Source organism: Corynebacterium sp. HFH0082 (genome assembly GCF_000411235.1).
GTDB classification, from domain to species: Bacteria; Actinomycetota; Actinomycetes; order Mycobacteriales; family Mycobacteriaceae; genus Corynebacterium; species Corynebacterium jeikeium_D.
This window is the reverse complement of sequence record NZ_KE150404.1, coordinates 1-24,568: the sequence shown is the minus strand read 5'-3', so window position 1 is coordinate 24,568 and position 24,568 is coordinate 1. Positions and strand designations below refer to the sequence as shown.

Annotated in this window: 18 protein-coding genes, 2 tRNA genes, 2 rRNA genes and 2 riboswitches; of the genes, 16 read left to right on the top strand and 6 right to left on the bottom strand. The window is 56.0% G+C overall.

Features of this window, described 5'->3' with window-relative positions:
- Window positions 1–96: 96 nt before the first annotated feature.
- Window positions 97–1,677, bottom strand: a complete 1,581-nt coding sequence (locus tag HMPREF1206_RS00105; RefSeq protein WP_016421371.1) for a helicase-associated domain-containing protein — start codon at window positions 1,675–1,677, stop codon at window positions 97–99.
- 114 nt (window positions 1,678–1,791) lie between these two features.
- Here HMPREF1206_RS00105 and HMPREF1206_RS00100 point away from each other — a divergent pair, with 114 nt between their 5' ends.
- The 3 genes from HMPREF1206_RS00100 to pbp2m all read left to right on the top strand — a co-directional run bounded on the left by HMPREF1206_RS00100 (window position 1,792) and on the right by pbp2m (window position 5,374).
- Window positions 1,792–2,652: a LysR family transcriptional regulator gene (locus HMPREF1206_RS00100; RefSeq protein WP_012360809.1), complete on the top strand. Its 861-nt coding sequence runs from the start codon at window positions 1,792–1,794 to the stop codon at window positions 2,650–2,652.
- Window positions 2,649–3,479, top strand: a complete 831-nt coding sequence (locus tag HMPREF1206_RS00095) for a serine hydrolase (protein ID WP_012360808.1) — start codon at window positions 2,649–2,651, stop codon at window positions 3,477–3,479. The genes HMPREF1206_RS00100 and HMPREF1206_RS00095 overlap by 4 nt, the downstream gene beginning before the upstream one ends.
- 113 nt (window positions 3,480–3,592) lie before the next feature.
- The gene (pbp2m, locus tag HMPREF1206_RS00090) at window positions 3,593–5,374 is read left to right on the top strand and encodes a penicillin-binding protein PBP2M (RefSeq protein ID WP_016421369.1); all 1,782 of its coding nucleotides are present in this window, start codon (window positions 3,593–3,595) and stop codon (window positions 5,372–5,374) included.
- A gap of 66 nt (window positions 5,375–5,440) precedes the next feature.
- On the opposite strand, the gene HMPREF1206_RS00085 is transcribed toward pbp2m, so the two are convergent.
- Window positions 5,441–6,625, bottom strand: a complete 1,185-nt coding sequence (locus HMPREF1206_RS00085) for an IS256-like element IS3503 family transposase (RefSeq protein WP_011018353.1) — start codon at window positions 6,623–6,625, stop codon at window positions 5,441–5,443.
- A 573-nt stretch (window positions 6,626–7,198) separates the two neighbouring features.
- Here HMPREF1206_RS00085 and HMPREF1206_RS00080 point away from each other — a divergent pair.
- Together HMPREF1206_RS00080 and HMPREF1206_RS00075 are read left to right on the top strand one after the other, a co-directional pair.
- A tRNA-Asp gene (locus tag HMPREF1206_RS00080) sits at window positions 7,199–7,275 on the top strand.
- 19 nt (window positions 7,276–7,294) lie between these two features.
- Window positions 7,295–7,367, top strand: a tRNA-Phe gene (locus HMPREF1206_RS00075).
- A gap of 117 nt (window positions 7,368–7,484) precedes the next feature.
- Here HMPREF1206_RS00075 and HMPREF1206_RS00070 read toward each other — a convergent pair.
- Entirely contained in the window at window positions 7,485–8,675 is a 1,191-nt protein-coding gene (locus tag HMPREF1206_RS00070) for an IS1249 family transposase (protein ID WP_162838042.1), read from the bottom strand.
- Between the two features lie 268 nt (window positions 8,676–8,943).
- Between HMPREF1206_RS00070 and HMPREF1206_RS00065 the strand changes: the two genes are divergently transcribed.
- Entirely contained in the window at window positions 8,944–9,399 is a 456-nt protein-coding gene (locus HMPREF1206_RS00065; protein ID WP_016421367.1) for a hypothetical protein, read from the top strand.
- Window positions 9,400–9,506: 107 nt separating this feature from the next.
- Window positions 9,507–9,788, top strand: a complete 282-nt coding sequence (locus HMPREF1206_RS00060; RefSeq protein ID WP_042388192.1) for a GNAT family N-acetyltransferase — start codon at window positions 9,507–9,509, stop codon at window positions 9,786–9,788.
- Window positions 9,789–9,888: 100 nt separating this feature from the next.
- Here HMPREF1206_RS00060 and epsC read toward each other — a convergent pair whose 3' ends face one another.
- Together epsC and cysK are read right to left on the bottom strand one after the other, a co-directional pair.
- A complete protein-coding gene (gene epsC, locus HMPREF1206_RS00055; RefSeq protein WP_016421365.1) occupies window positions 9,889–10,482 on the bottom strand; it encodes a serine O-acetyltransferase EpsC in 594 nt (197 codons plus the stop codon).
- 115 nt (window positions 10,483–10,597) lie between these two features.
- On the bottom strand, window positions 10,598–11,530 hold the full coding sequence (cysK, locus tag HMPREF1206_RS00050; protein WP_016421364.1) for a cysteine synthase A: 933 nt from the start codon (window positions 11,528–11,530) through the stop codon (window positions 10,598–10,600).
- Between the two features lie 291 nt (window positions 11,531–11,821).
- Window positions 11,822–12,092, top strand: a riboswitch (cobalamin riboswitch).
- A gap of 66 nt (window positions 12,093–12,158) precedes the next feature.
- Between cysK and HMPREF1206_RS00045 the strand changes: the two genes are divergently transcribed.
- From HMPREF1206_RS00045 to ramA, 5 genes are all read left to right on the top strand, one after another.
- Window positions 12,159–12,941 carry an energy-coupling factor ABC transporter permease gene (locus tag HMPREF1206_RS00045; RefSeq protein WP_016421363.1) on the top strand — a complete coding sequence of 261 codons (783 nt, stop codon included), beginning with the start codon at window positions 12,159–12,161 and terminating at the stop codon, window positions 12,939–12,941.
- A gap of 38 nt (window positions 12,942–12,979) precedes the next feature.
- A complete protein-coding gene (locus HMPREF1206_RS00040; RefSeq protein ID WP_016421362.1) occupies window positions 12,980–13,357 on the top strand; it encodes an energy-coupling factor ABC transporter substrate-binding protein in 378 nt (125 codons plus the stop codon).
- A complete protein-coding gene (gene cbiQ, locus HMPREF1206_RS00035; RefSeq protein ID WP_016421361.1) occupies window positions 13,354–14,091 on the top strand; it encodes a cobalt ECF transporter T component CbiQ in 738 nt (245 codons plus the stop codon). Before HMPREF1206_RS00040 ends, cbiQ begins: the two co-directional genes overlap by 4 nt.
- Before the next feature lie 2 nt (window positions 14,092–14,093).
- The gene (locus HMPREF1206_RS00030) at window positions 14,094–14,918 is read left to right on the top strand and encodes an energy-coupling factor ABC transporter ATP-binding protein (RefSeq protein WP_016421360.1); all 825 of its coding nucleotides are present in this window, start codon (window positions 14,094–14,096) and stop codon (window positions 14,916–14,918) included.
- A gap of 194 nt (window positions 14,919–15,112) precedes the next feature.
- Window positions 15,113–15,370, bottom strand: a riboswitch (cobalamin riboswitch).
- Window positions 15,371–15,845: 475 nt separating this feature from the next.
- Window positions 15,846–16,682, top strand: a complete 837-nt coding sequence (gene ramA / locus HMPREF1206_RS00025; protein WP_005511953.1) for an acetate metabolism transcriptional regulator RamA — start codon at window positions 15,846–15,848, stop codon at window positions 16,680–16,682.
- Between the two features lie 93 nt (window positions 16,683–16,775).
- On the opposite strand, the gene HMPREF1206_RS00020 is transcribed toward ramA, so the two are convergent.
- Entirely contained in the window at window positions 16,776–17,396 is a 621-nt protein-coding gene (locus HMPREF1206_RS00020; RefSeq protein WP_016421359.1) for a cob(I)yrinic acid a,c-diamide adenosyltransferase, read from the bottom strand.
- Between the two features lie 47 nt (window positions 17,397–17,443).
- Here HMPREF1206_RS00020 and murA point away from each other — a divergent pair, with 47 nt between their 5' ends.
- The 4 genes from murA (at window position 17,444) to HMPREF1206_RS00005 (ending at window position 24,565) form a co-directional block, all read left to right on the top strand.
- Window positions 17,444–18,706 carry a UDP-N-acetylglucosamine 1-carboxyvinyltransferase gene (gene murA / locus HMPREF1206_RS00015; protein ID WP_231367150.1) on the top strand — a complete coding sequence of 421 codons (1,263 nt, stop codon included), beginning with the start codon at window positions 17,444–17,446 and terminating at the stop codon, window positions 18,704–18,706.
- A gap of 757 nt (window positions 18,707–19,463) precedes the next feature.
- Window positions 19,464–20,986: ribosomal RNA gene (locus HMPREF1206_RS00010) — 16S ribosomal RNA — on the top strand.
- A 191-nt stretch (window positions 20,987–21,177) separates the two neighbouring features.
- Complete coding sequence (locus HMPREF1206_RS11055; RefSeq protein WP_147580920.1) at window positions 21,178–21,453, top strand: hypothetical protein; 276 nt, start codon at window positions 21,178–21,180, stop codon at window positions 21,451–21,453.
- 22 nt (window positions 21,454–21,475) lie between these two features.
- A 23S ribosomal RNA gene (locus HMPREF1206_RS00005) occupies window positions 21,476–24,565 on the top strand.
- Together the 16S and 23S rRNA genes form the textbook arrangement of a ribosomal RNA operon.
- Window positions 24,566–24,568: the final 3 nt, after the last annotated feature.

The following is a 24,568-nucleotide window of genomic DNA, read 5'->3' as shown; positions in this document are numbered from 1 at the left end:
TGGGTAATAGCTTTCGGGGAGCTATTCTTTGGTGATTTGTGGTGTGTGGTCTGGGGTTATGGTGGCATGCGGACACACTTTTCTTTACTTAACCCTCTAGCACGGCACGTCCACCGCAGCGATGCGGTGGGGTTGGATCGTGAGGCTCTCCCCGGTGGATTCGAGCACCGCGGAGATGGTGGAGGGGGTCATCATCACGATGGAGATCCAGTCATGGCTGGTGGCACCCGCATAGTCCACGTAGTGCAGGCGCACCTGTGTGCCCGCGGTATAGGCGCGGCGCAGCTCGGACATGATCTCCCGCGGCGAGCGGAAGGTCCGGGTGTCCGAGGCCTTCGTGCCGTCCGCCGGGTCCACGGCGATGGCCTGGTCGTGGGCGCGGCGAAAACCCTCCACGGCGCCGTCGATCTCCGAGGCGATCTCGGTGGAGTCCCCAGTGATGTCCATGATGTTGCGCTGGGGAGTATCCACGCGAGACGGGACACGAGCCGAGTGGGGTTCGGTGGCGGAGCCCTGCTGGAATGCCCTGGTGGCGTCGTCAATCAAATACCGCAGGGACTGGGGAACGGACGAGAGACCGCCGGGGGACATGCGATCCAGGAAGGCCTCGATGTCCTTCCATGGGGCGTCATAGCGCTTCGGCCCGATCAGGCTGAATACGTCGCCTTCGCGGCCGTCCTCGCGCACCAGGGTGGCGGTGAGCCCCAGACGGCGGCGAGACTGCAGGTCGGAGGTCATGCGGAACACCGGGGCAGGCAGCAGGTGAACCTCGTCGTAAATGATTAAGCCCCAGTCGCGGGAGTCGAACAGCTCCAGCGCCCGGTATTCGCCCTTCGACTTGCGCGTGACCACTTGGTAGGTGGCGATGGTCACGGGGCGGATCTCCTTCTTCTCTCCGGAGTATTCGCCGATTTCATCCTCCGTCAGGGAGGTGCGGCGCACTAGCTCGTCCTTCCACTGCCTGCCCGCGACGGTGTTCGTCACCAGGATCAGGGTGGTGGCCTTTGCCTTGGCCATCGAGGCCGCGCCGACCATCGTCTTGCCCGCACCACATGGCAGCACTACCACGCCCGAGCCGCCTTCCCAGAAGCTATCGGCCGCCATCTCCTGGTAGTCGCGCAGCTGCCATTCTTCGTGTTCCTGCGACAGCTCGATGGGGTGTGCCTCGCCGTCGACGTATCCCGCCAGGTCCTCTGCGGGCCAGCCGACCTTCAGCAGTTCCTGCTTGAGCCTGCCGCGCTCGGAAGGGTGCACAACGATCGAGTCCTCGTCGATCTCTGCGCCCAACATGGGCTTGATCTTTTTGTGACGCCGGATCTCCGTCAGCACAGCCCTGTCCGTCGTCTCTAGCACGAGCCCGTGCGCTGGGTGCTTGATGAGCTTCAGCCGCCCGTAGCGATCCATCGTGTCGGCAATGTCGATGAGCAGCGGCTGCGGGGCGGGGAACCGCGAGTAGGTTTCCAGCACGTCCATGATCTGCTCCGCGTCGTGCCCTGCCGCGCGGGCGTTCCACAGCGCCAGCGGGGTGATGCGGTAGGTGTGCACGTGCTCCGGCGCGCGCTCCAGCTCCGCGAACGGTGCCAGCGCGGTGCGCGCCTCCTGCGCCTGTTCGTGGTCGATTTCCAGCAGCACGGTCTTATCCGACTGCACAATGAGCGGTCCGTTTCCAATGCCCACGCTGTGTGTCACTTCCTTTTTGTTTATCGACGCCACCGCGACGGTGTTGCTCAAGCCAAAGACATCATTTTACGCTGCAGTGGTGCGAACTCGTGCTCCACTATGCTGAGACCCATGATTGCTCAGACGGGAAATCTGCGCCAATGGCAGTATTTCGTGGCTTTAGCGGAGACCGGTAGTTTTACAGCGGCGGCAGCGCGACTGGGAGTGAGTCAGCCGCCTGTCTCCAATGCCATTAAGCGCTTAGAAGCTGGTGTAGGTACACCGCTATTTATCCGAGGGGCGGGGGAAGTGAAACTAACCGAGGCAGGGTTGACCTTGCTTCCATATGCCCGGGTGATTAATCGCGATCTTCAGACTATGCATTCGATGATTGACGGTATCCGAAGTGGTGCGCAAAGCGGGTTTCGTTTGGCCATCAGTAGTGCGCTTCCAAGCGAGATAGGATCGCGTATTGCAGCAAAGGCACAGCAGCATGATGGAGTAGTTTTGTCGTCACTGCCTTCTGTTGAGATTCTTGCCCGTGTTGAAGAAGGCGCTATTCATGCGGGGCTTGTTCAAGCTCCGGTTCCCTTGGGTACTCACCGCAGTGCGAGGCAGTTTTCTCTGTCACGTGATCTAGTGGTGCCGCCGGGGTATTCAAGGTTGGATAAGACCTTGTCTCAATTGAATCTGCTGGTGGAGAACCTGAATGACAATTCAAGTGCAGCCAGTGGTTTGGCGAGAGAGCTATTTCGGTCGGGTGTGTCTTGCGAAATTAATGATTCAGAGGATGCTCTAGGTAGGGGCTTATTGATTGGAAGAGGGGAGGGGATGTCTTTGGTATTTCGCGGTTTTCACCAGTTTGACAATGCTATTGAGCTTCCTTCCCGTTTCGATTTTTCCGTGGATGTAGTGGTTCGCCGAGGTGGGATGGACAATGGCGCCGAGGCCATGGCGGTCGCCGAAAGAATTTGTCGAAGGATTAACCAATGACTGCACGGATGGAGATGGCCCTGGAAAACGTGTTGACGCGGTCGGGGTGTGAGGGATGGTGGTGTGCATCGCGACTGCACGATGGGGTGACTATCGGACGCAAACAAGACGAGAAAATTACGGTGGCATCCTTATATAAAATCCGGCTCCTCCACCTCACTTTGGAAGCGATTCAACGAGGTGATCTGGATCCTCGTCTTCGTGTTGACGTTGCACCGTCCAAAGGAACTTACGAAGGGTATGGGTTCGCTGCCTTTGATGACGCAGTGAACGTGAGTCTCCGAGACTTAATGAAACAAGTCGCATCGGTGTCAGATAACGTGGCCGCCCACGAGATTTTGCGTCTACTGCCTGCGTGGGCTCGAGAAGCATTTCTTAAACGGTTTCCACCTCATTATGACTTGCAAGATCGGAATAGCTTAGTGACGGCGGAGAAACAATTGCGTCAATATGTTCAATCCCAAGGGGGGAGTAGTACAGATATAGCGTTTTCTGCAGTCTCTTCGTTGGCGGAAATAACTAATGACTTGGAACAGGTTTGGAAAGACGATAGTGCAGCGGTACGTCGATCTATGTGTGAACTCTTGGGGTTGCAGGTGTGGCGTCACCGTGTTCCTTCAGGCTTTCCTCCAAGCGGCGTTGATATCTATGGAAAAACGGGCACTGTAGGACTTCTCCATGGTGAAGCTTCGATTATCCAGGTTGAGGGCGAGGAGCCCATTGTGGTGTCCATCATGCTGAAACAGGTGGTGCCAGAACAAGCAATGAGTACTCACGATGGTGCTATTGGCGAAGTGGCTAGACTGCTCGTGGACGCTCTTCGTTAGAATTTCTGCCACTTGAATACACACTTCTACCATCGCCTATATGTGAATGAAATGAGACAATTGCATTATGTGATATTGGTGGCATCCAATGCGTCTCACTTAACGTCACTCCCATGATGACTAAGCACAATCGTTTCCGTCAGTCGGTGATTGCACTCTGTTCGCTCTCCGCAGTGATGTTGAGCAGCTGTTCAGCTCTACCGTGGGAATCAGACTCAGACGTATTTCTCAAAGCTTTCAACGCGGGAGATGACAGCAAGGCTGCACGGTATCTGGATCATCCAGACCCGGAGCGCGCCCTTCATGAATTTCGGCAGTCACTTCATGGTGTGAAGGTCAACATCGAAAAATCTGATATTTCCAATGGAAAGCAGAATACTCATGTGACTTGGTCCAAAGATGGTGTGGAGTTGGAGAGCAATGGTCGGCTCGTCCTTAGTGGACAGGATGGTAAGCCTCAATGGTTGCCTTCGATCTTCGAAGCTCAGTTGAGCGATGATTCCGCACTCTTTTTTGCTGAAGATAAACAGTACGATCTTCCAATTAAAGATCGCTTGGGCAATGAATATATGACCTGGACGAAAGTTATTCAGGTACGAGGTCGCAAAGATATAGCCTCTAGAGCGCAGGAATTGGCCCAGATTTTTGCACCAGTGTCTCCCACAACGACTAAGGAGTGGATCGAGCAGACCTTGGGAGAGTCTCAGGATGAAGACACCGTGCTCCTCACTTTGAGGCAGGAAGAATTCCGGAAGATACAAGAGCAACTTAGGACCTTTGAGGGAATTTCCACTGTGGAGCAGGGGCGTCTCTTAAGCGTGTCCAAAACTCTTAACTCTCCGCTGGATGCTGAATTGAACAAATATTGGGAGTCAGTGCTCGATGCTAATTCAGGATGGTCGATACGCGCTGAGAGTTCACAAGGTATGACGACGGTAGCCTCTGAGCCGCCTCGCCGAGTTCAGCCAATCGCAACCACTCTGGATAACACACTGCAAAGCGCAGCAAAACAAGCAGTGGACAGTGAGCAACGTGCCGCAGTTCTAGTCGTGCTCAATCCTAGAACAGGAGGTGTCCTTGCCGTTGCACAAAATGACAAGGCAAATAACCAAGGGCCAATCGCACTCACCGGGCTATTCCCACCGGGATCGACGTTCAAAACTGTGACCACAGCGGCGGCACTAGAGGCAGGGGCAGTCAGCATGGATGAGGAACTACCTTGTCCTAGCAATATCACCGTCGCTGGACGCAAGATTCCCAACGATCATGACTTCGATCTAGGTAGCGTTCGACTGGAAGAAGCTTTCGCCCAATCATGTAACACAACCCAAGCGGTCATTTCGGATCGTTTGGGAGAAGATGATCTGCAACGGACTGCTTTAGAACTCGGAATTGGCTCCGACTTCGACGTACCAGGGATGACCACACTTACTGGTTCGGTGCCGCGGACACCGGCTGGACCTCCTCGTGTGGAGGCTTCTATTGGACAGGGCGAGGTTCTAGCTAGTCCATTTGGGATTGCGCTCATGCAATCGACTGTCGCTAACGGCGGCTTGCTTGTTCCTCCACAGCTCATTCAAGGCGAACAGACAGTAGTGAATAAACAGGCAGACCAGCATGTCAGCGATACAACTATTCAAAGCCTCCGGACGATGATGAAATCAACAATTGACCACGGTTCAGCTAGGTCGTTGAGTGATCTTAGTGCACTTGGCGGAAAGACTGGTACAGCAGAAATTGATGGCAAGCTTTCCAATGGCTGGTTCGCTGGAACGACAGGGGAATTGGCGATTGCGTCCCTTGTAATCGAAGGAGATTCTTCTCAGCCAGCTGTGGAAATGGCCGGGCGTTTCCTTCGCTCGCCGGATGTTCAGAAATTCTCTGGAATTCAATAAACTTGCGTCATAACCTCTAGCACGGGTTAAGTAAAGAAAAGTGTGTCTTTTCCGGGCGTGTTGCGGTTATTTGATCCAGCCTTTTTGGATGCCGAGGTTGTGTTGGTAGCTGGTGTCGATGGCGGTGTCGTATTCTGCTGGTGCACCGATGTCATTGGTAGTGGCTGTGGTGTTGTGGGTGATCAGGTCTGTTGCTGTGGAAAGTGCGTCTTGACCCCATCGTTGGTCCCTGGCGATCTTGACCGGATCGTCAGGGACTTCTGTATGTAGATACAGCCACCAATCCATCACTGTGCGTTGATGCGGTAGTGATAGTCCGCGGTGTCTGCGGGCTAGTTCTTTTATGGGGGCGTTGATGCCACCTTCGAGGCTGTTTGTTGTTGCTGCAAGGTTGTCGGGGTCGATGGTTGTTGGTGGGGGTTGCAGGTAGGTAAACAGCAGGTCTCTGCGGTGCAGAGATAGCAATGATTGATAGGCCGCTCGGACGCGTTGGTGGGTGTAGACCTTGGTGTAGGCGCCGGTAGCAGGGTCTTTGATGGTGGTTTTCTCGTTCATCCATTCCCGGTAGGTGTGGTCGAATTCGTGCAGGTGGGCGACCCATGTGGATGCTTGGTCAAGGTCGGTGATGCGAGTGAGTTTCAGGGCTAGGCGGTAGAGGGTTTTGCCGGCATCGGTGCGGGGGTTGCTGGTGGTGTGGCGGCGGACTGTTCGTTGGGCGTGGACGAGGCAGCGTTGGATGCGTGTTGTTGGCCAGCAGTGGTGGATGGCTGATTGGGCACCTTGTCCGCCGTCTGTGACTGCGATTAGTGGTGCGGCAATGGGGCGTAGGAGTTCGGTGTAGGCGGCGGTGGTTTCGTGTCTGGCCCAGGTCCAGTTGATGACGTGGGTTTTACTGGCTGCGATCAGGAGGCATCCGGACTTTAGATAGGTCGCGTCGAGGAAGATTTGGTCATGGATGCGGAATGAGTCGATGGTGGGTGTGGGGATGATCCACCAGCACCATCGGAATCGGTGGTGCATGGTTTGCCTGGTTACGCCATGGTGTGCGGCGAAGGTGGTTAGAGATTGGGTGCCGGTGGCCCATTGGATGAACAAAGCCATGGTGGCGGTGTTTTTGTTGTGGGTTTGGGTGTTGCGGGTAAAGGAGTGTCCGCAGTGGGTGCAGCGCCAACGGGTGGTTGATTTGCTGGTGGTGCCGTTTTTCTTTGTGTTGTTGCCGCATAGTGGGCAGCTGGGGCGGTTGGTGGTCATCCTTTAATCCAACCGGTGTGCGGTTAGCACAAATGTGGCCGGAGGTGCGGGATGGTGTGGGTAATAGCTTTCGGGGAGCTATTCTTTGGTGATTTGTGGTGTGTGGTCTGGGGTTATGGTGGCATGCGGACACACTTTTCTTTACTTAACCCGCGTCGGCGTGGGTAATGGACAAAAAGTGTGTCTGACTCTCAAGATGGTGACTGGTGAGAAGCCAAAAACTACGGGCTGCAAATGTGAAACTGTATGAGTTTATGACACTTTCAGGCCATTTTTCGAGCCATTTTTGTCATAAACGTAGTCAGTAACTCGCATCGCCCCAACGCCGCCAGCCATAAACGTAGTCAGTAACTCGCATCAGTGACACTGGGGGAGAGGGGGGGGGCTTTACCCGGGTTTGGTGGGGAGAGCTTTTGCCACAGTCTAGGTTGCCCCGAGACCCGGGGCTGGATGTCAGTTTTCAACTTAAAATATCTGCCATGAACTGGCGATTTGCTTATGTTCAGCGCTGTTCTGTAGAGTAACAACTCGTGCACAGCGCTGGTAATCCAGAAAGTTGAGCACGGCATTTAAGGCCCTGTGGCGCAGTTGGTTAGCGCGCCGCCCTGTCACGGCGGAGGTCGCGGGTTCAAGTCCCGTCAGGGTCGCCACTTGATTAATTTCAAGTCTGGCCAGATAGCTCAGTCGGTAGAGCGTCCGCCTGAAAAGTGGAAGGTCAGCGGTTCGATCCCGCTTCTGGCCACAATTAATCCCCAGTCCGAAAACGGGCTGGGGATTCTTTGTTTTACCAGGTGTTTGTCGGGGTTAAGTAGCAAAAAGTGTGTCCGCTCGGCGTGTTGCGGGGCGGGCACACCGTTTGTTACTTCATGGGGCCTTTTCTGATTCCTATCGAGTGTTCGTACTCGGTTGGGATAGCGTTGTCGTAGAAGGCTGGTCGGCCTGTTTCATGGTCGGCTTTGTTGTGGTCTTCTTCGACAAGATCGTTGACTTTGGCGAGTTGATCTTGGCCGAAATTGCACTGCCTGGCGATCTTTAATGGGTCGTCAGGCAGTTGCGTTTTCGAGTGCAGGTACCACTCGAGCATTTTTCGTTGGCGTTCCCCGGACCTGCCGCGATGCGCGTCGGCGATGCGTTTGAGCCCGGCGTTGATGCCGCCTTCCAGACTGTTTGTCGTTGAAGCCCAGCGTTGAGGCTCAAGCGCATTCGGTGGTGGCTGCAGGTAGGTAAACAGCCATCCTTTCCGTGAGAGGTGCAGCAGGGAGTTGTATGCCTTGCGAACTCGCAGATGGGTCCATTCCCACTGGTTGTTGAGTGTGCGGCGCTCTTTTGACACGGGCGTTTTCTCGTTGAGGAATGCTTTGAATACCTGTCCGAAGTCGTGCAGACGCAGCGTCCACTCCCGTGCCTGGTCGAGTGTGGTGATACGGGTCAGTTTCAACGCCAGGGCGTAGATGGCTTTGCCGGCGTCGGTGCGTGGTCGTGATGTGGTGTAGCGGCGGATGACGCGTTGCGCATGGACGAGGCATCGTTGGATTATCGCGTTCGGCCAGCAGGCTTTAATCGCAGTAAGTGCGCCTTGTCCGCCGTCGAGGACGACGCAGAGCGGCTCAGCGATTTTGCGGAGTAGCTGCGTGTAGGCGTGGGCGGTTTCGTGTTTGGTCCAGTGCCATGCGATGACGTGGTCGTGGCTGGCTGCGACGAGCAAGCATCCGGCGGCGGTGTAGGTACCGTCGATGAAGATCTGGTCGTAGATGCGCTGTGGGTCACCGTCGTTGGGGATGTCGATGAGCCAGAACGGTTTGAATCGGCGGTCAAGTGTCCAACGGCTTACCCCTTGTTGCTGGGCGAGTTCAGACAACGTTGCTGTGGAGGTGGCATAAGAGACGAAGGCTTTAAAGTCGCGGGTCTGCGTGCGGTCGGTGCGGGTTCGTGTCGTGGAACTGCCGCAGTTCGGGTCCTTGCATCGCCACCTGGTTGTGCCTTTAGAAGTGGTTCCGTTTTTCTTCATTTGCCCAGCGCATATCGGGCATCGTGGTCTGTTTTTACTCACCCGGAAAGCACACCAACCCCCGATTAGCACATGCGGGTGCCATTCCGGTGGATTGAACACTAATCGGGCGGATATAAGGTCTTGATGCTTATATCCGCCCGATTTACCCAGCCTAATCAGCAGTAATGCTGAAAGTCAGACACACTTTTTGCTACTTAACCCGTTTGTCGCGGGGATCGTCGTAAAGCACAGTGCATCGAGCCGTGCGAAAACCTTAAAGTGGGGGAAATTAAACCGCGTACACACCCTAGCGGATAGGATGTTGTGCATGAGTAAGGAATTCGCCTCAGCAGGAACGCTGTCCGACGATAAGACGCTGCCGTGGGTCGTGCGCATCTTCGTCTACACGGATGCTGAGGGCAGTCAATCGGCTGCTGAGAAGGTTCGTGGGGTGCTCGCGGAACTGATTCCGGATCAGGAAGTCAACGTCTACGAGGATGTCATGCCCGATGTGGGGCGCACCTCTTCGCTCGCTGATTTGTGGGCGGAGGCCAACCCAGGCATGGATCCGGGGGATCGGAAGCGTTATCGCATCAGTGTGGTGGCTCCGGGGCTTTCTCACTGCGAAATGGCGGATTTGGCAGGTCCGCTCGCTGAGGCCGTCAGCCCGGGGTGGGCAGAAGGTGAGGCTGCGGCTAAGGTCGCGAAGGGCGATGTCCCGTGCCGTGTCGCTGTCGGGCGTGCCGACGAGCACCCGGGCGAACCCCCGCTAGTGCAGAATTAGCCAGGATTCGGAATTAATCCGAAGCGCGAGCTGTTATCTGGGTTAAATCCTAAGAGTCGTTTGCAATGACGACGCTTCACAACCACGAGAGGGAAGTGATTCCGAAAATGGCACACACTATTTCGCATGATGAGGCCGGTCAGCGCTACGTTCTCACCGTAGAGGGAGAAGAGGCCGGCTTTGCCGCTTACACCCCGGTGGAAGGTGCCCTGGATTTTGACCACACGGTAGTAGATGGCAAATTCCGCGGACAAGGTCTGTCCAAGCCGCTTATCGCAGGCGCGCTGGATGATGTTCGGAAGAACAACCGCAAGATTCGCACCAGCTGCTCCGCTGTTGCCAACTTTGTCGAGAAAAACCCGGAATACCAGGATCTACTGGCTGACTAGTCGCTGAAGAGCAAAGAACGCATAAAGAAACCGACCGGCTGCTCACGATGGCAAGAGCAGCCGGTCGGTTTTTGTATGTAGAACTAGTTTTAGGGTCGAGCTAGATGAAGTCCCCGTCACCCTGGACGTACACCGCCGGATCGCACAACGGCTTGTGTTCGCCGGGCTTGGCAGGGCGTACGCGGCCCGGAATTCCTATCACGATGGAATCGGGTGGGCAGCTGTGGGTGACCACGGAGTTGGCGCCAATCGACGAGCCAGCACCAATTGTGATCGGGCCAAGGACTTTCGCGCCTGCCCCGACGGTGACGTTGTCCTCCAGAGTTGGGTGGCGTTTTACCTTCTCTAGTGAGCGGCCGCCGAGTGTCACGCCGTGGTAGAGCATGCAGCCGTCACCGATCTCTGCGGTTTCACCAATGACGATGCCCATGCCGTGGTCGATGAAGAACCTTCGGCCAATTTGAGCGCCCGGGTGAATCTCAATACCAGTTAGCCAACGGGAAAACTGTGCGAGTACTCGTGCAATGCCCTTGAAAATCCCGCCTCGTTTCCAGAGGCGGTGCGAGAATCGGTGAATCCAGATTGCGTGTAGGCCGGAGTAGACAATGGCATTTTCTACATCACTGCGCGCAGCTGGGTCATGCGCACGGGCATTGTCCAGATCCTCTTTGAGGATTCGGAAAAAGTCACTCATGGGCGTCAATTCTATCTGGTCGGAAGTGTGGGCAATGCAAAAACCCGCTTGCCGACGGAAAGTGCCAGCTAGCGGGCTCTGCAGATAAGGTTACGGGCGCTTATAGCGCTTGGTTTTAGTCGCGCAGGTCCTCGTACAGGATGGAGGAGACGTAGCGCTCGCCGAAGTCAGGGACAATCACGACGATGTTCTTGCCCTCAGCCTCCGGGCGAGCCGCAATCTCGAGAGCAGCCTTGATGTTTGCACCGGCGGAAATGCCGCCGAGGATGCCCTCGGCTGCAGCGACCTTGCGGGAGACCTCAATAGCGTCCTCGTTGGTAACCGCAATAATCTCGTCGAGAAGCTCCTGATCGAGAACCTCTGGGACAAAGTTTGCGCCCAGGCCCTGAATCTTATGCGGGCCGGCGGTGCCCTCGGTCAGCAGTGGGGAGGCCTTCGGCTCAACGGCCACCAGCTTGATGTCCGAGTTGTGCTTCTTCAGCGTGCGACCAGCACCGGTAATGGTGCCGCCGGTGCCGACACCAGCCACGAAGTAATCAACCTTGCCGTCGGCAGCTTCCCAGATTTCTTCACCAGTGGTTGCCTCGTGGATAGCCGGGTTGGCCGGGTTGGCGAACTGGGAAGCCAGGATTGCATTGTCGGTGTTAGCCACGATTTCGTTGGCCTTATCGACAGCACCGCGCATGCCATCTGCGCCCGGGGTGAGTACAAGCTCAGCGCCGAATGCGCGCAGAACGACGCGGCGCTCCTGGCTCATGGTGTCCGGCATAGTGAGAATGACCTTGTAACCGCGGGCTGCGCCGACCATTGCCAGCGCGATACCGGTGTTGCCCGAGGTACCCTCGACGATGGTTCCGCCCGGCTTGAGCTCGCCAGAGCGCTCGGCGGCATCGATAATTGCGTTGCCGATGCGGTCCTTGACCGAGTTGGCAGGGTTGTAAAACTCCAGCTTGGCAATCACGTTGCCCGGCAGGCCCTCGGTAACACGGTTGAGCTTAACCAGCGGGGTGTTGCCGATTAGTTCAGTGACATCGTTATAAATAGTCATTAATCTTATCCATTCCGGAAATCACAGAGGACTTCCTAATGAGTTTTTGTACGTAGCCGTAGTGTACGCCTGATGCTGCAATTAGTACAGACCAGTTCGTCTATTTTGGGAATGGCGTGGGGAAGGGGGCTGTTAATTCTTGCGCAGGCGCCGTTGCGGTCGCCGTTGCAGCCGCCCTCTGTCACCGCACTTGCCCTGTCTCCGCCACGTTAACGCCATGCCATTGCCTTGGCCAGAGTCCTCACCTCCATTGTGAGGGTAAAGAACATTAAAGTTTCTTAGATTCCACTATTCTGGGACTTGATTTACGGTGCACGGGAATGCCTTGCAAATAGGCAGCGGCCCTCGCCACTGTGATTGGGCGCGATTGCGGCAGTTGTCTGCGCAGCGGTTATCGTCGATAACCGACGATGCAGCTAATGGGCCAGACAATCGCGGTGCGTCGTCTAAGCCACTCAGGGGAATCAAGCCTTTGGGGAAGGGAGGCGGGGCATTACTGGGAAGCAAAACAGCTTTCCTCAGCCCATCAGCCAGGAGACCGACTGTAAATCATCCAATTCGCACCCGCGTATTGGCGGTCGAGCGGTGCTGTCGAGGTGAATAGTGCCGCAGAAAGAAGATTTACATCATGCATATTGCTGAGGGATTTCTCCCAGTTACTCATTGCATTGGGTGGGGTGTAGCTGCCGCTCCCTTTGTCATTCACGGCGCAGTTCAAGCCAAGCGCACTATGAAGGAGCATCCCGGTAGCGGCATGCTGCTCGGTGCTGCCGGTGCGTTTACTTTCGTGCTCTCCGCAATCAAGATTCCATCCGTGACGGGTTCCACTTCGCACCCGACAGGTACGGGTTTTGGTGCTGTAATCTTCAAACCTCCGGTGATGGCGCTGCTTGGCTCCATCGTGTTGCTCTTCCAAGCAATCTTGCTCGCTCACGGCGGCATTACGACGCTTGGTGCGAACATCTTCTCCATGGCAATCGTCGGCCCGTGGGTCGGCTACGCCTTCTACGTATTGACTCGAAAGCTCGGTGGAGGCCTGCTGCCAGGTGTGTTTATGGCAGCGTTCTTCGCTGACCTCTCCACCTACGTCGTGACCTCCATGCAGCTCGCTCTTGCGCACCCGGCAAACCCGGGCGGTGTTGGCGGCGCGCTGGCTACATTCCTCGGTCTGTTCGCTATCACGCAAATTCCGCTGGCAATCATCGAGGCTCTGGTCACCGTCATTCTCATGCGCACCCTGCTGGCAGTAGCACACACTGAGCTCCTCGATCTCGGCTTCCTGTCCCGCTTCGGCGATGCGCCAGCACCGGCGCTGGAGGCGAAAGCTGCAGACACCACTACCAACGCTGTTGCAGGGTCTGCCACTTCGCAGAATGCTTCAGCTGCATCCGTATCCGGCCAGAAGCAGTAGCCGTCGTCAAGCGAAAAGAAGCGAAAGAGAGCACGATTATGAATGCAAAAAACAACGCGCAGATTGTCGACGCACAGGCAGCTAGCCAGCCGAAGAAGAACTCCGTGTGGGTTAGCGTCGGTCTCATTGTCCTGGTAGCCGTAATTGCCATGTTCCCGCTGTTCTTCAACTACGGCGACGACGACGCAGACGAGCCGTTCGCCGGCACTGATGCCACCGCTACGGAGACAATTCAGGAAATCGACCCGAATTACGAGCCGTGGTTCGAGCCACTCGTCGGCGAACTGCCGGGTGAGGTCGAGTCGGGTCTGTTCGCGCTCCAGGCCGTTATCGGTGCTGGCGTCCTGTTCTACGTTATTGGCTTCTACCGAGGGAAGGCTGCTGCGCGTTCAGACAAGCGCGAGAAAGAGCAGTGAATGCGCTAGAAGCCGCAGCGGCGCGCAGCGCTTGGGCACGCCGTAACGTGGGCGAAAAGATCCTGCTGCTCGGTGGGCTGTTGATTCTGGCGGTTGCGCTTCCGCCAATTCCGTTTGCTCCGGTCATTGCGGTCATTGCTTGGTTTATTGCGTACATAGCCCGGGTACCCCGCAAGCTGTATGTGGCAATGGTGCTGGCACCGGCGGCTTTTGTGCTCGTCGGCGCGTTTCCGATTTTGGTAGCGCTTACTCCCGACGGTCTCGCGTGGTCGCCGGATGGCCCGCAGCGAATGGCGCAGGTTGTGATGCGTTCGTTTGCGGGTATCAGCTGCACGATGGTCTTTGCGCTGACCACTCCGATTTCGGAGCTCATTGCGTGGCTCGACAAGCGCGGCATGCCTCGGTACCTGACGTACCTCGCTGAAGTGATTTATCGGATGACTGGCGTGCTGATTCACTCCGCGCACTCAATGACGGAAGCCCAAGCGCGACGTCTTGGGCACTCCACGCGCCGGGCGATGATTCGTGATGTCGCGGCGCAGTCCGCCAGCCTCTTTGTCATCGCTTTTGCTCGAGCCCGCAAGATGCAAGAGGGAATTGAGCTGCGTGCCGATCCGAGCGCAATGAAAGTACTGGTTATTTCGCGGCCGAGCCAGCCGAAGTTCCTCGCGATATCCAGTGCCTTACTTTTGTCGTTGATTGCGGCCTGGGCGCTGCTGAAATGGGGTGTATAAGGATGTCGATCAGCAGGAAAAATAGCGCTGATCGCGTGGATGGTGCCAGCGGCGCCATTGTGGAAGCGGCCGCAGTTACATTCGCTTATGAAGAAACCCACGTCCTGAAAGGCGTGGAGCTGGCAATTTCGGGTGGCGAGCGCCTAGCCCTGTTGGGCGCAAACGGTTCTGGCAAGTCCACGCTGTTGCGTATGCTCGCGGGAGCGTCTAAGCCCGATAGCGGTGAGGTTCGCCTTGACGGCATCGCCTACAAGTACTCCCGGCACGGCCGCAATACGGTTCGTCGCTCAGTGCAGATGGTCACGCAGGATCCGGATGAGCAAATCTTCGCGGCTAGCGTGTTTGCAGATGTCTCTTTCGGCCCCGTCAACCTGGGGCTGGAGAACGAGGAAGTCGAGCGGCGCGTCCGAGAGGCTCTAAGTACCGCCGAAATCACCGATCTCGCCGAACGCGTCCCGCACCAGCTCTCCTATGGTCAGCGCAAGCGCGTCGCTCTCGCAGGCGCGCTGGCGATGCACCCACGCGTCCTGCTTCTCGACGAGCCCTCCGCCGGCCTCGATCCGCAGGCGACCCGAAAGCTTGCACACACGCTCGATCAATTGCGCGATCAGGGCACAGCCGTCGTCGTCGCCACGCATGACATCGACTTCGCATGGAATTTCGCCGATCGGGCAGCAGTGCTTGCCGACGGCAAACTGCGAGTTGGCTCCAAAGAGGAAATTTTGGCCGATCGACGGTTGGTCGAACATGCTCGATTGGCTTTGCCTTGGGCGCCCGTAGTCTCCAAGGCGATTGGGCGAGATGTGCTCCATCCAGAGGATGTTTAGGCGAGCGGTTTGGTTGGTGAATAGCTCATCGATATGTGCAGCTAAACCACGCTAAAAATGAGAGAAACGCCCGCGGGTAGGGCGCAATGCCTATAAAGATAGGCCTAGAAATATAGGCGAAGCTGTCGCATTTCTTCGCTTCCATTTCACGTCACACCTGTCCGCGGGCGATCTCCGTGGCCGTGGCACTTTGCAGTGTCCTCGGCGCATCAGGCAGGTATTCGGACTTCCTGGCGTGACCGACAATAAGGGGATGACGACTGCCGCTTGCTTCGATGCTTACGTGCAGAACCTTATTATCAATTTTCCTACTTTTCGCCGCTTCCCAAGGTTGAAATAACCTCAGTGCCGTTGACGAATTTTGTTCCAGATTACCGCTGCGGGACAGTTCCGGAATTGCACCGGATTCCCTCTTGCGTCTGCTGTGCACCACCTTCGGACAACCACGTGGAGGACGTAGCATTAAAGATGGAACTCAACAAAACCTGTTGCAGTGATAACAATAGCGCAATGAACTAAATAAGCGAAGGTCTTTTTCGAAAATGTCCGCATTGGGGGTAAAACGCTGTTCATTACCCTCCGTTATCAACATTCACGCAGTTTGTTAGCGGAAAAATTGTTACCCCCTACCTTGCGCCTATTTGGCGACAGCGGGGCTAATGGCAGGATTTATCCTGGTGTTTTCTTTACGTACTTGTAGAGAAACCTAGTTGTTTCCTAAGATTGTGTGACGGATGCCTTAATGCAGGTGTACCCGTTCGGAGGGTACTATCTACTTTGTACGGTTTACAGCCCCCGAAAGGGTCAGTAGTCGCTGAGCGGTAGTTGACCATTTCGTAGGAGTGTAAGTCGGCGCGAAGTCACAGGCTGATGGTGCCTCTGTGGGTACCAGTGAAGCAATTTGCCCGTTACGCAGGAGGACGCGAGATGGATCCCCACCGCATTCTGGACGACAATGAGGTTATTAAGTCGTCCTTGGTCGCCCTAAAGAATGCGACTGGTATTCCGGTCACAATGTATGCGGAAGTCACCGATAACTCTAAGATGCAGATCAACAACTGGGTTGGCCTGCGTACCCCAGCCCTGCAGAATCTGACTGTGGAATCGGGTGCGGGTGTCGGTGGTCGCGTGTTGGCCACGCGCCGCCCGGTGGGTGTCAGTGACTACCTGCGCGCCAAAGTTATTACCCACGAGTATGACGACAAGATTCGTGATGAAGGCCTGCACTCGCTGGTCGCCGTGCCGGTAATTGTTTCGCGTCTTGTCCGTGGCGTGCTCTACGGTGGCGTGCACTCCTCGGTGCGTCTGGGGGACAAGGTTCTTGAAGAGGTCACAATGACCGCCCGCTGCCTGGAGCAGGACCTCGCTGTCGTCGACGCCTGCCGCAACATGGATCGCTCTGGCAACGGTAAGGGCGGCCGCATTATGAATGGCGCTGAGTGGGAGCAGGTTCGCTCCACGCACTCCAAGCTGCGCATGCTCGCTAACCGTGTGGATGATGAGAAGCTGCGCCAGGAGCTCGAGGTCCTCTGCGATCAGATGGTCACCCCGGTTCGCGTCAAGCAGACCACCAAGTTGTCGGCTCGTGAGCTCGATGTTCTCGCCTGTGTCGCCCTCGGTCACACCAACGTCGAGGCCGCAGAAGAAATGGGCATCGGTGCAGAGACGGTTAAGTCCTACCTCCGCTCCGTAATGCGCAAGCTGGGTGCCCATACTCGCTACGAGGCCGTCAACGCAGCCCGTCGCATCGGCGCACTGCCGTAAACCGCTTGACGACGGGCACCGCGTCCAACCCCGCAGATGCTCTAGGTACTCTTAGCCGCCATGCGGCTAGCGCCGCGCTCCTAGCAAACTTGGCTAGCGAGCGCGGCGCTTTTTCGCATCCAGGGCCTCTTGGCGCTCATCTTCGCGTTCGCCACCGGGGACCCACTTAACGTCGTTTCCGGCATTGGCCACCCGCGAAAGGATGAACAGTAGGTCAGATAGTCGATTGAGGTACTTCGCCGGTAGGACTGAAGTAGTTTCGGGAAACTCGCGGCAGGCAGCCCATGCCGCACGCTCGGCCCGACGAGTAATCACCCGAGCTGTGTGCAGCAGTGCCGCGGCTGGTGTGCCTCCAGGGAGGATGAAGGAATCCAGTTTTGGCAGTTGCTCATTGAACTGGTCACACCAGTGCTCGAGTCGCTCGATGTAATCCGGCTCGATACGCAATGGCGGGTACTTCGGGTTTTCTTCAATAGGTGTTGCCAGGTCGGCTCCGGCATCAAAGAGATCATTCTGCACGTAGCGGATGACAGCCGACACCTCGTCGTCAAGCGTGCCGAAACTGAGCGCCTGACCGAGTGCGGCGTTGGCCTCTTCGCACGTGGCGTAGGCGATGAGGCGGGAATCGTCCTTGGGGACGCGGCTGAAATCGGACAACCCGGTGGTGCCGTCGTCGCCGGTGCGAGTGTAAATGCGGGTTAGGTGAACGCTCATAGCCTCAAGCCTAAGCGCGATATTGCGAAATGTGGTTGGCTGGGGGAGTGGGAAATGAGCGATTTCTGGTTAAAGGCGGAGCGACGCTAAACGGTCAGGTTCAGATTTCCGGGGCGAAGAACTCGGTTCTGAAACTGATGGGTGCGGCGCTTCTCGCCGAGGGCACGACAGTACTGACGAACTGCCCTGAAATTGACGACGTGCCATTGATGCAAAAAGTCCTCGAAGGCCTTGGTTGCTCCGTGACGCGTGAGGGTGACCGGATTGAAATCACGGTGCCCGAAGAACTCTCGCATCACGCTGACTTCGATGCCGTGCGCCAGTTCCGCGCTTCGGTTTGTGTGCTCGGGCCGCTGACGGCGCGTACCCGTAATGCGATTGTCGCACTGCCCGGTGGTGACGCAATTGGTTCCCGCCCGCTGGACATGCATCAGGCTGGCCTGGAGAAATTGGGTGCACGCACCTATATTCACCACGGTTGCGTGGTGGCTGAGGCGGGGCGACTCAAGGGGGCGAACATCAAGCTGGACTTCCCGTCCGTCGGCGCGACCGAGAATATTCTGACCGCGGCCGTACTAGCTGAAGGTACGACTGTGCTGGATAACGCCGCCCGTGAGCCCGAAATTGTCGACCTGTGCGAGATGCTCGTGGAGATGGGTGCCAAGATCTCGGGTGCGGGATCTAACACCATCACGGTTGAGGGCGTCGAGAAGCTGCACCCGACTGAGCACAAAGTCGTCGGCGACCGAATTATCGCAGGGACCTGGGCCTATGCTGCGGCAATGACCGGCGGCGATATTACGGTCGTTGGTATCAACCCTAAGTACCTGCATCTTCCTCTGGAAAAACTGAAGAACGCAGGCGCTCAGGTCGAGACCTACCCGCAGGGCTTCCGCGTGCATATGGACGGGCGTCCGCAGGGTGTGAACTATCAAACGCTGCCATACCCAGGCTTTCCGACGGACATGCAGCCCATGGCCATTGCTCTGTCCGCGGTGTCCGAAGGGACGTCAGTGCTTACCGAGAACGTTTTTGAGTCGCGCTTCCGGTTTGTCGACGAGATGATTCGCCTCGGCACTGACGCGACTATCGATGGCCACCACGTGATGATTCGCGGAAAGGAATCGCTGAGTTCGGCACCTGTGTGGTCTTCGGACATTCGCGCTGGTGCCGGCCTGGTGCTGGCCGGGCTGTGCACTGAAGAGGGAGACGTCACTGAGGTGCACGATGTTTATCACATCGACCGTGGTTACCCGGGCTTCGTAGAGACACTCAATTCTCTTGGCGCTTCTGTTGAACGGGTTAGCTAGTGATTGTTGGCCTCTGGTCAATGGCTAACGGCTAAGCGCACGGTGCTAGTTAAACGCGCGGTGCGGAAAACCATCGCAAGTCTTCGGTTCTGGATGCTTCAGAACCGTAAGGAGTGATTCTCCTGTGGTGGCTTGTGGTGGTTTTCGCTATTTTACCTGGGGTTTTGTGTCTTTGGGTGGGGTGTGTGTAATGTATTCGGAGGTCAGCGTGGCCAGGCAGTTTATGTGTTTGGTTGGCTGATGTGGGGGAAATGTTTTCGTGCGGTTAGCCGCTGGGAGTCGTTGGTTTGACTTTCTGGTTAATTGTTTGTTAATGTTTTCTCTCGCTGCTCATGTGGTGGTTGCCCTGGTTTTGGGGTGGTTGTCTTCGTGGGTGTGTGTTGTGTGAGAACTCAATAGTGTGCCGATGTACTAACTAATACTTTTTTGGGAAAGTGCTTGTTTGGTTGTCGTTTGCGTGTGTGTTGCTGGTGGGTGCCGGGGGCCTTTGTTTGTTTTGGGTCCTTTTGTGCTTGCGGGTGATGGATTGCGTGGCGGCGCCTTTGTTTGGGTGCTTTTCGCGTGGTTTTTTCATTTGTGGGAAAGATCATGGTTGTTCTCTTCTTTTTTGGCCTCGTCGGTTCGAAGGGGAGAACGTTTTATTTTTGGATAACGGCCAGGCCGCGCACTGTTTGTGGTGTGTGGTGGTTGTTTGTCTGTTTTTGTCAGGTTTTTGGGCCTTTCATTGTTTTTTTGATTCTTCTGATTTGAAGGGTTTTTGATGGAGGGTTTGATCCTGGCTCAGGACGAACGCTGGCGGCGTGCTTAACACATGCAAGTCGAACGGTAAGGCTCCAGCTTGCTGGGGTACACGAGTGGCGAACGGGTGAGTAACACGTGGGTGACCTGCCCTGCACTTCGGGATAAGCCTGGGAAACTGGGTCTAATACCGGATAGGACCGCACCGTGAGGGTGTGGTGGAAAGTTTTTTCGGTGTGGGATGGGCCCGCGGCCTATCAGCTTGTTGGTGGGGTAATGGCCTACCAAGGCGGCGACGGGTAGCCGGCCTGAGAGGGTGGACGGCCACATTGGGACTGAGACACGGCCCAGACTCCTACGGGAGGCAGCAGTGGGGAATATTGCACAATGGGCGGAAGCCTGATGCAGCGACGCCGCGTGGGGGATGACGGCCTTCGGGTTGTAAACTCCTTTCACCATCGACGAAGGGTTTCTGACGGTAGATGGAGAAGAAGCACCGGCTAACTACGTGCCAGCAGCCGCGGTAATACGTAGGGTGCGAGCGTTGTCCGGAATTACTGGGCGTAAAGAGCTCGTAGGTGGTTTGTCGCGTCGTCTGTGAAATTCCGGGGCTTAACTCCGGGCGTGCAGGCGATACGGGCATAACTTGAGTACTGTAGGGGAGACTGGAATTCCTGGTGTAGCGGTGAAATGCGCAGATATCAGGAGGAACACCGGTGGCGAAGGCGGGTCTCTGGGCAGTAACTGACGCTGAGGAGCGAAAGCATGGGGAGCGAACAGGATTAGATACCCTGGTAGTCCATGCCGTAAACGGTGGGCGCTAGGTGTGGGTTTCCTTCCACGGGATCCGTGCCGTAGCTAACGCATTAAGCGCCCCGCCTGGGGAGTACGGCCGCAAGGCTAAAACTCAAAGGAATTGACGGGGGCCCGCACAAGCGGCGGAGCATGTGGATTAATTCGATGCAACGCGAAGAACCTTACCTGGGCTTGACATATACAGGATCGCGCCAGAGATGGTGTTTCCCTTGTGGCTTGTATACAGGTGGTGCATGGTTGTCGTCAGCTCGTGTCGTGAGATGTTGGGTTAAGTCCCGCAACGAGCGCAACCCTTGTCTTATGTTGCCAGCACGTTGTGGTGGGGACTCGTAAGAAACTGCCGGGGTTAACTCGGAGGAAGGTGGGGATGACGTCAAATCATCATGCCCCTTATGTCCAGGGCTTCACACATGCTACAATGGTCGGTACAGTGGGTTGCCAGTCCGTGAGGGCGAGCTAATCCCGCAAAGCCGGTCTCAGTTCGGATCGGGGTCTGCAACTCGACCCCGTGAAGTCGGAGTCGCTAGTAATCGCAGATCAGCAACGCTGCGGTGAATACGTTCCCGGGCCTTGTACACACCGCCCGTCACGTCATGAAAGTCGGTAACACCCGAAGCCAGTGGCCTAACACATTTTGTGGGGGAGCTGTCGAAGGTGGGATTGGCGATTGGGACGAAGTCGTAACAAGGTAGCCGTACCGGAAGGTGCGGCTGGATCACCTCCTTTCTAAGGAGATTATTTTTTCTTTGTGTCATGTGTCATCGTGTTGGTGGCGTGTGGCTATTTTTTGTTTTTTGGGTGGAACACCTACTGGTTAGATCACTGAAGTGGTGGTCTGCGCGTGCGTGTGATGACTTTAAACGTTTGTGCTTTCCTTTGGTGTTGGTTGGTTGTTGGTGCGCTGTTGGGTGTCTGGGATGACACATGTTGTTGTTCCTGTTTACAGGTTGCTGCGTGCTGCAGGCAGGCTGCTGTTTGGTGGTTTGTTGTGTGGTGTGTGGGTGTTGTGTGAGTGGGTGTCTGGGATGACACATGTTGTTGTTCCTGTTTACAGGTTGCTGCGTGCTGCAGGCAGGCTGCTGTTTGGTGGTTTGTTGTGTGGTGTGTGGGTGTTGTGTGAGAACTGGATAGTGGACGCGAGCATCTTGTTTTTCTGTAAGTTCGATTTTGTCAAGCAGTTTTTCTGTTTGTGATTGTTCTTAGTTATTTGTTTGTGTGTTGTGTTGTAAGGGCGCATGGTGGATGCCTTGGCATAGTAGGCCGATGAAGGACGTGAGAGGCTGCGATAGGCCTCGGGGAGCTGCCAACTGAGCGTTGATCCGAGGGTGTCCGAATGGGGAAACCTGGCCGTCGTTGTGGGCGGTCGCCGTTAGATGAATTCATAGTCTAATTGGTGGTTACGCGGGGAAGTGAAACATCTCAGTACCCGTAGGAGTAGAAAACAATTGTGATTCCGTTAGTAGTGGCGAACGAACGTGGATGAGGCTAAACCGCGTGCGTGTGATACCTGGCAGGGTTTGCGTGCGTGGGGTTGTGGGGATGCATTGTGCAGGGTCTGCTAGTCCTGCGTTGTGTTGTGTGGGTGTAGCGGAAGTGGATTGGAATGTCCTGCCGTAGACGGTGAGAGTCCGGTACGTGAAACACCCGTGCGTGCAATTGGTGTGTTGCCCGAGTAGCAGCGGGCTCGTGGAATCTGCTGTGAATCTGCCGGGACCACCCGGTAAGCCTAAATACCTGCTTATGACCGATAGCGGATTAGTACCGTGAGGGAATGGTGAAAAGTACCCCGGGAGGGGAGTGAAATAGTACCTGAAACCATGTGCTTACAATCCGTCAGAGCCCTTTTTTGTGGGGTGATGGCGTGCCTTTTGAAGAATGAGCCTGCGAGTCAGCGGCATGTCGCGAGGTTAACCCGTTTGGTGGGGTAGTCGTAGCGAAAGCGAATACTAACTAGTGTGTTGTCAGTGGCATGTCCTGGACCCGAAGCGGGGTGATCTACCCATGGCCAGTGTGAAGCAGAGGTAAGACTCTGTGGAGGCGCGAACCCACTTAGGTTGAAAACTGAGGGGATGAGTTGTGGGTAGGGGTGAAAGGCCAATCAAACTCCGTGATAGCTGGTTCTCCCCGAAATGCATTTAGGTGCAGCGTCGTGTGTTTCCTCCTGGAGGTAGAGCTACTGGTTGGTTTAGCGGGACTATCATCTTAGCGACATCAGCCAAACTCCGAATGCCGGTGAGGTGAGAGCACGGCAGTGAGACTGCGGGGGATAAGCTTCGTAGTCGAGAGGGAAACAGCCCAGATCGCCGGCTAAGGCCCCTAAGGGTGTGCTAAGTGGAAAAGGATGTGGGATCGCGAAGACAACCAGGAGGTTGGCTTAGAAGCAGCCATCCTTGAAAGAGTGCGTAATAGCTCACTGGTCGAGTGGTTCTGCGCCGACAATGTAGTGGGGCTCAAGTACACCGCCGAAGCCGCGGCAATCATCTTTTGGTGGTTGGGTAGGGGAGCGTCGCGTGACTGCTGTGAAGCGCTGGGGTAACCCTAGTGTGGAGTGTGCGCGAGTGAGAATGCAGGCATGAGTAGCGAATGAGGAGTGGAAAACTCCTCCGCCGAATGACTAAGGGTTCCTGGGCCAGGTTAATCCTCCCAGGGTGAGTCGGGACCTAAGGCGAGGCCGACAGGCGTAGTCGATGGATAACGGGTTGATATTCCCGTACCCGTGTGTCCGCGCCCATGGTGAATCAGGGATACTAACCCACCTGAACACGCGCCTTGTGCCAGCCTTTTAGGTTGGTTGGTGTGTGTGATGCTGGGGACCTGAACTGGTAGTAGCCAAGTGATGGGGTGACGCAGGAAGGTAGCCGTGCCACGTGATGGATATCGTGGTGTAAGCGTGTGGCCCGTGTTCTAGGTAAATCCGGAGCACATGTGGGTGAGGCGTGATGCGTACCCGTTTTGGGGAAGTTGGTGATCCTATGCTGCCGAGAAAAGCCTCTAGCGATGTGGATATACGGCCCGTACCCGAAACCGACACAGGTAGTCAGGTAGAGAATACTAAGGCGATCGGGAGAACTGTGGTTAAGGAACTCGGCAAAATGCCCCCGTAACTTCGGGAGAAGGGGGGCCATGACTGGTGACCGACGTGGTTGAGCTGGTTGTGGCCGCAGAGAATAGAGGGAAGCGACTGTTTACTAAAAACACAGGTCCGTGCGAAGACGGGTAAGTCGATGTATACGGACTGACGCCTGCCCGGTGCTGGAAGGTTAAGAGGACCTGTTAGACCCCTTTTGCGGGTCGAAGCGGAGAATTTAAGCCCCAGTAAACGGCGGTGGTAACTATAACCATCCTAAGGTAGCGAAATTCCTTGTCGGGTAAGTTCCGACCTGCACGAATGGCGTAACGACTTCCCTGCTGTCTCAACCACAGACCCGGCGAAATTGCAGTACGAGTAAAGATGCTCGTTACGCGCGGCAGGACGAAAAGACCCCGGGACCTTCACTATAGCTTGGTATTGGTGTTCGGTTCGGTTTGTGTAGGATAGGTGGGAGACTGTGATGCCTCAACGCCAGTTGGGGTGGAGTCGTTGTTGAAATACCACTCTGATCGTATTGGACATCTCAACCTCGGCCCGTGATCCGGGTTAGGGACAGTGCCTGGTGGGTAGTTTAACTGGGGCGGTTGCCTCCCAAAGAGTAACGGAGGCGCCCAAAGGTTCCCTCAGCCTGGTTGGCAATCAGGTGTTGAGTGTAAGTGCACAAGGGAGCTTGACTGTGAGACTGACAGGTCGAGCAGGTAGGAAACTAGGGACTAGTGATCCGGCACCGGCTTGTGGAAGCGGTGTCGCTCAACGGATAAAAGGTACCCCGGGGATAACAGGCTGATCTTCCCCAAGAGTCCATATCGACGGGATGGTTTGGCACCTCGATGTCGGCTCGTCGCATCCTGGGGCTGGAGTAGGTCCCAAGGGTTGGGCTGTTCGCCCATTAAAGCGGCACGCGAGCTGGGTTTAGAACGTCGTGAGACAGTTCGGTCTCTATCCGCCGCGCGCGTAGAAACTTGAGGAAGGCTGTCCCTAGTACGAGAGGACCGGGATGGACGTACCTCTGGTGTGCCAGTTGTCCCGCCTGGGGCATGGCTGGTTGGCTACGTACGGAAGGGATAACCGCTGAAAGCATCTAAGCGGGAAGCCTGTTCCAAGATTAGGTTTCTTTTGAGGTCCCCTATAGATGATGGGGTTGATAGGCCGGATCTGGAAGCATCGTAAGGTGTGGAGGTGACCGGTACTAATAGACCAAACATTCAACACACAAA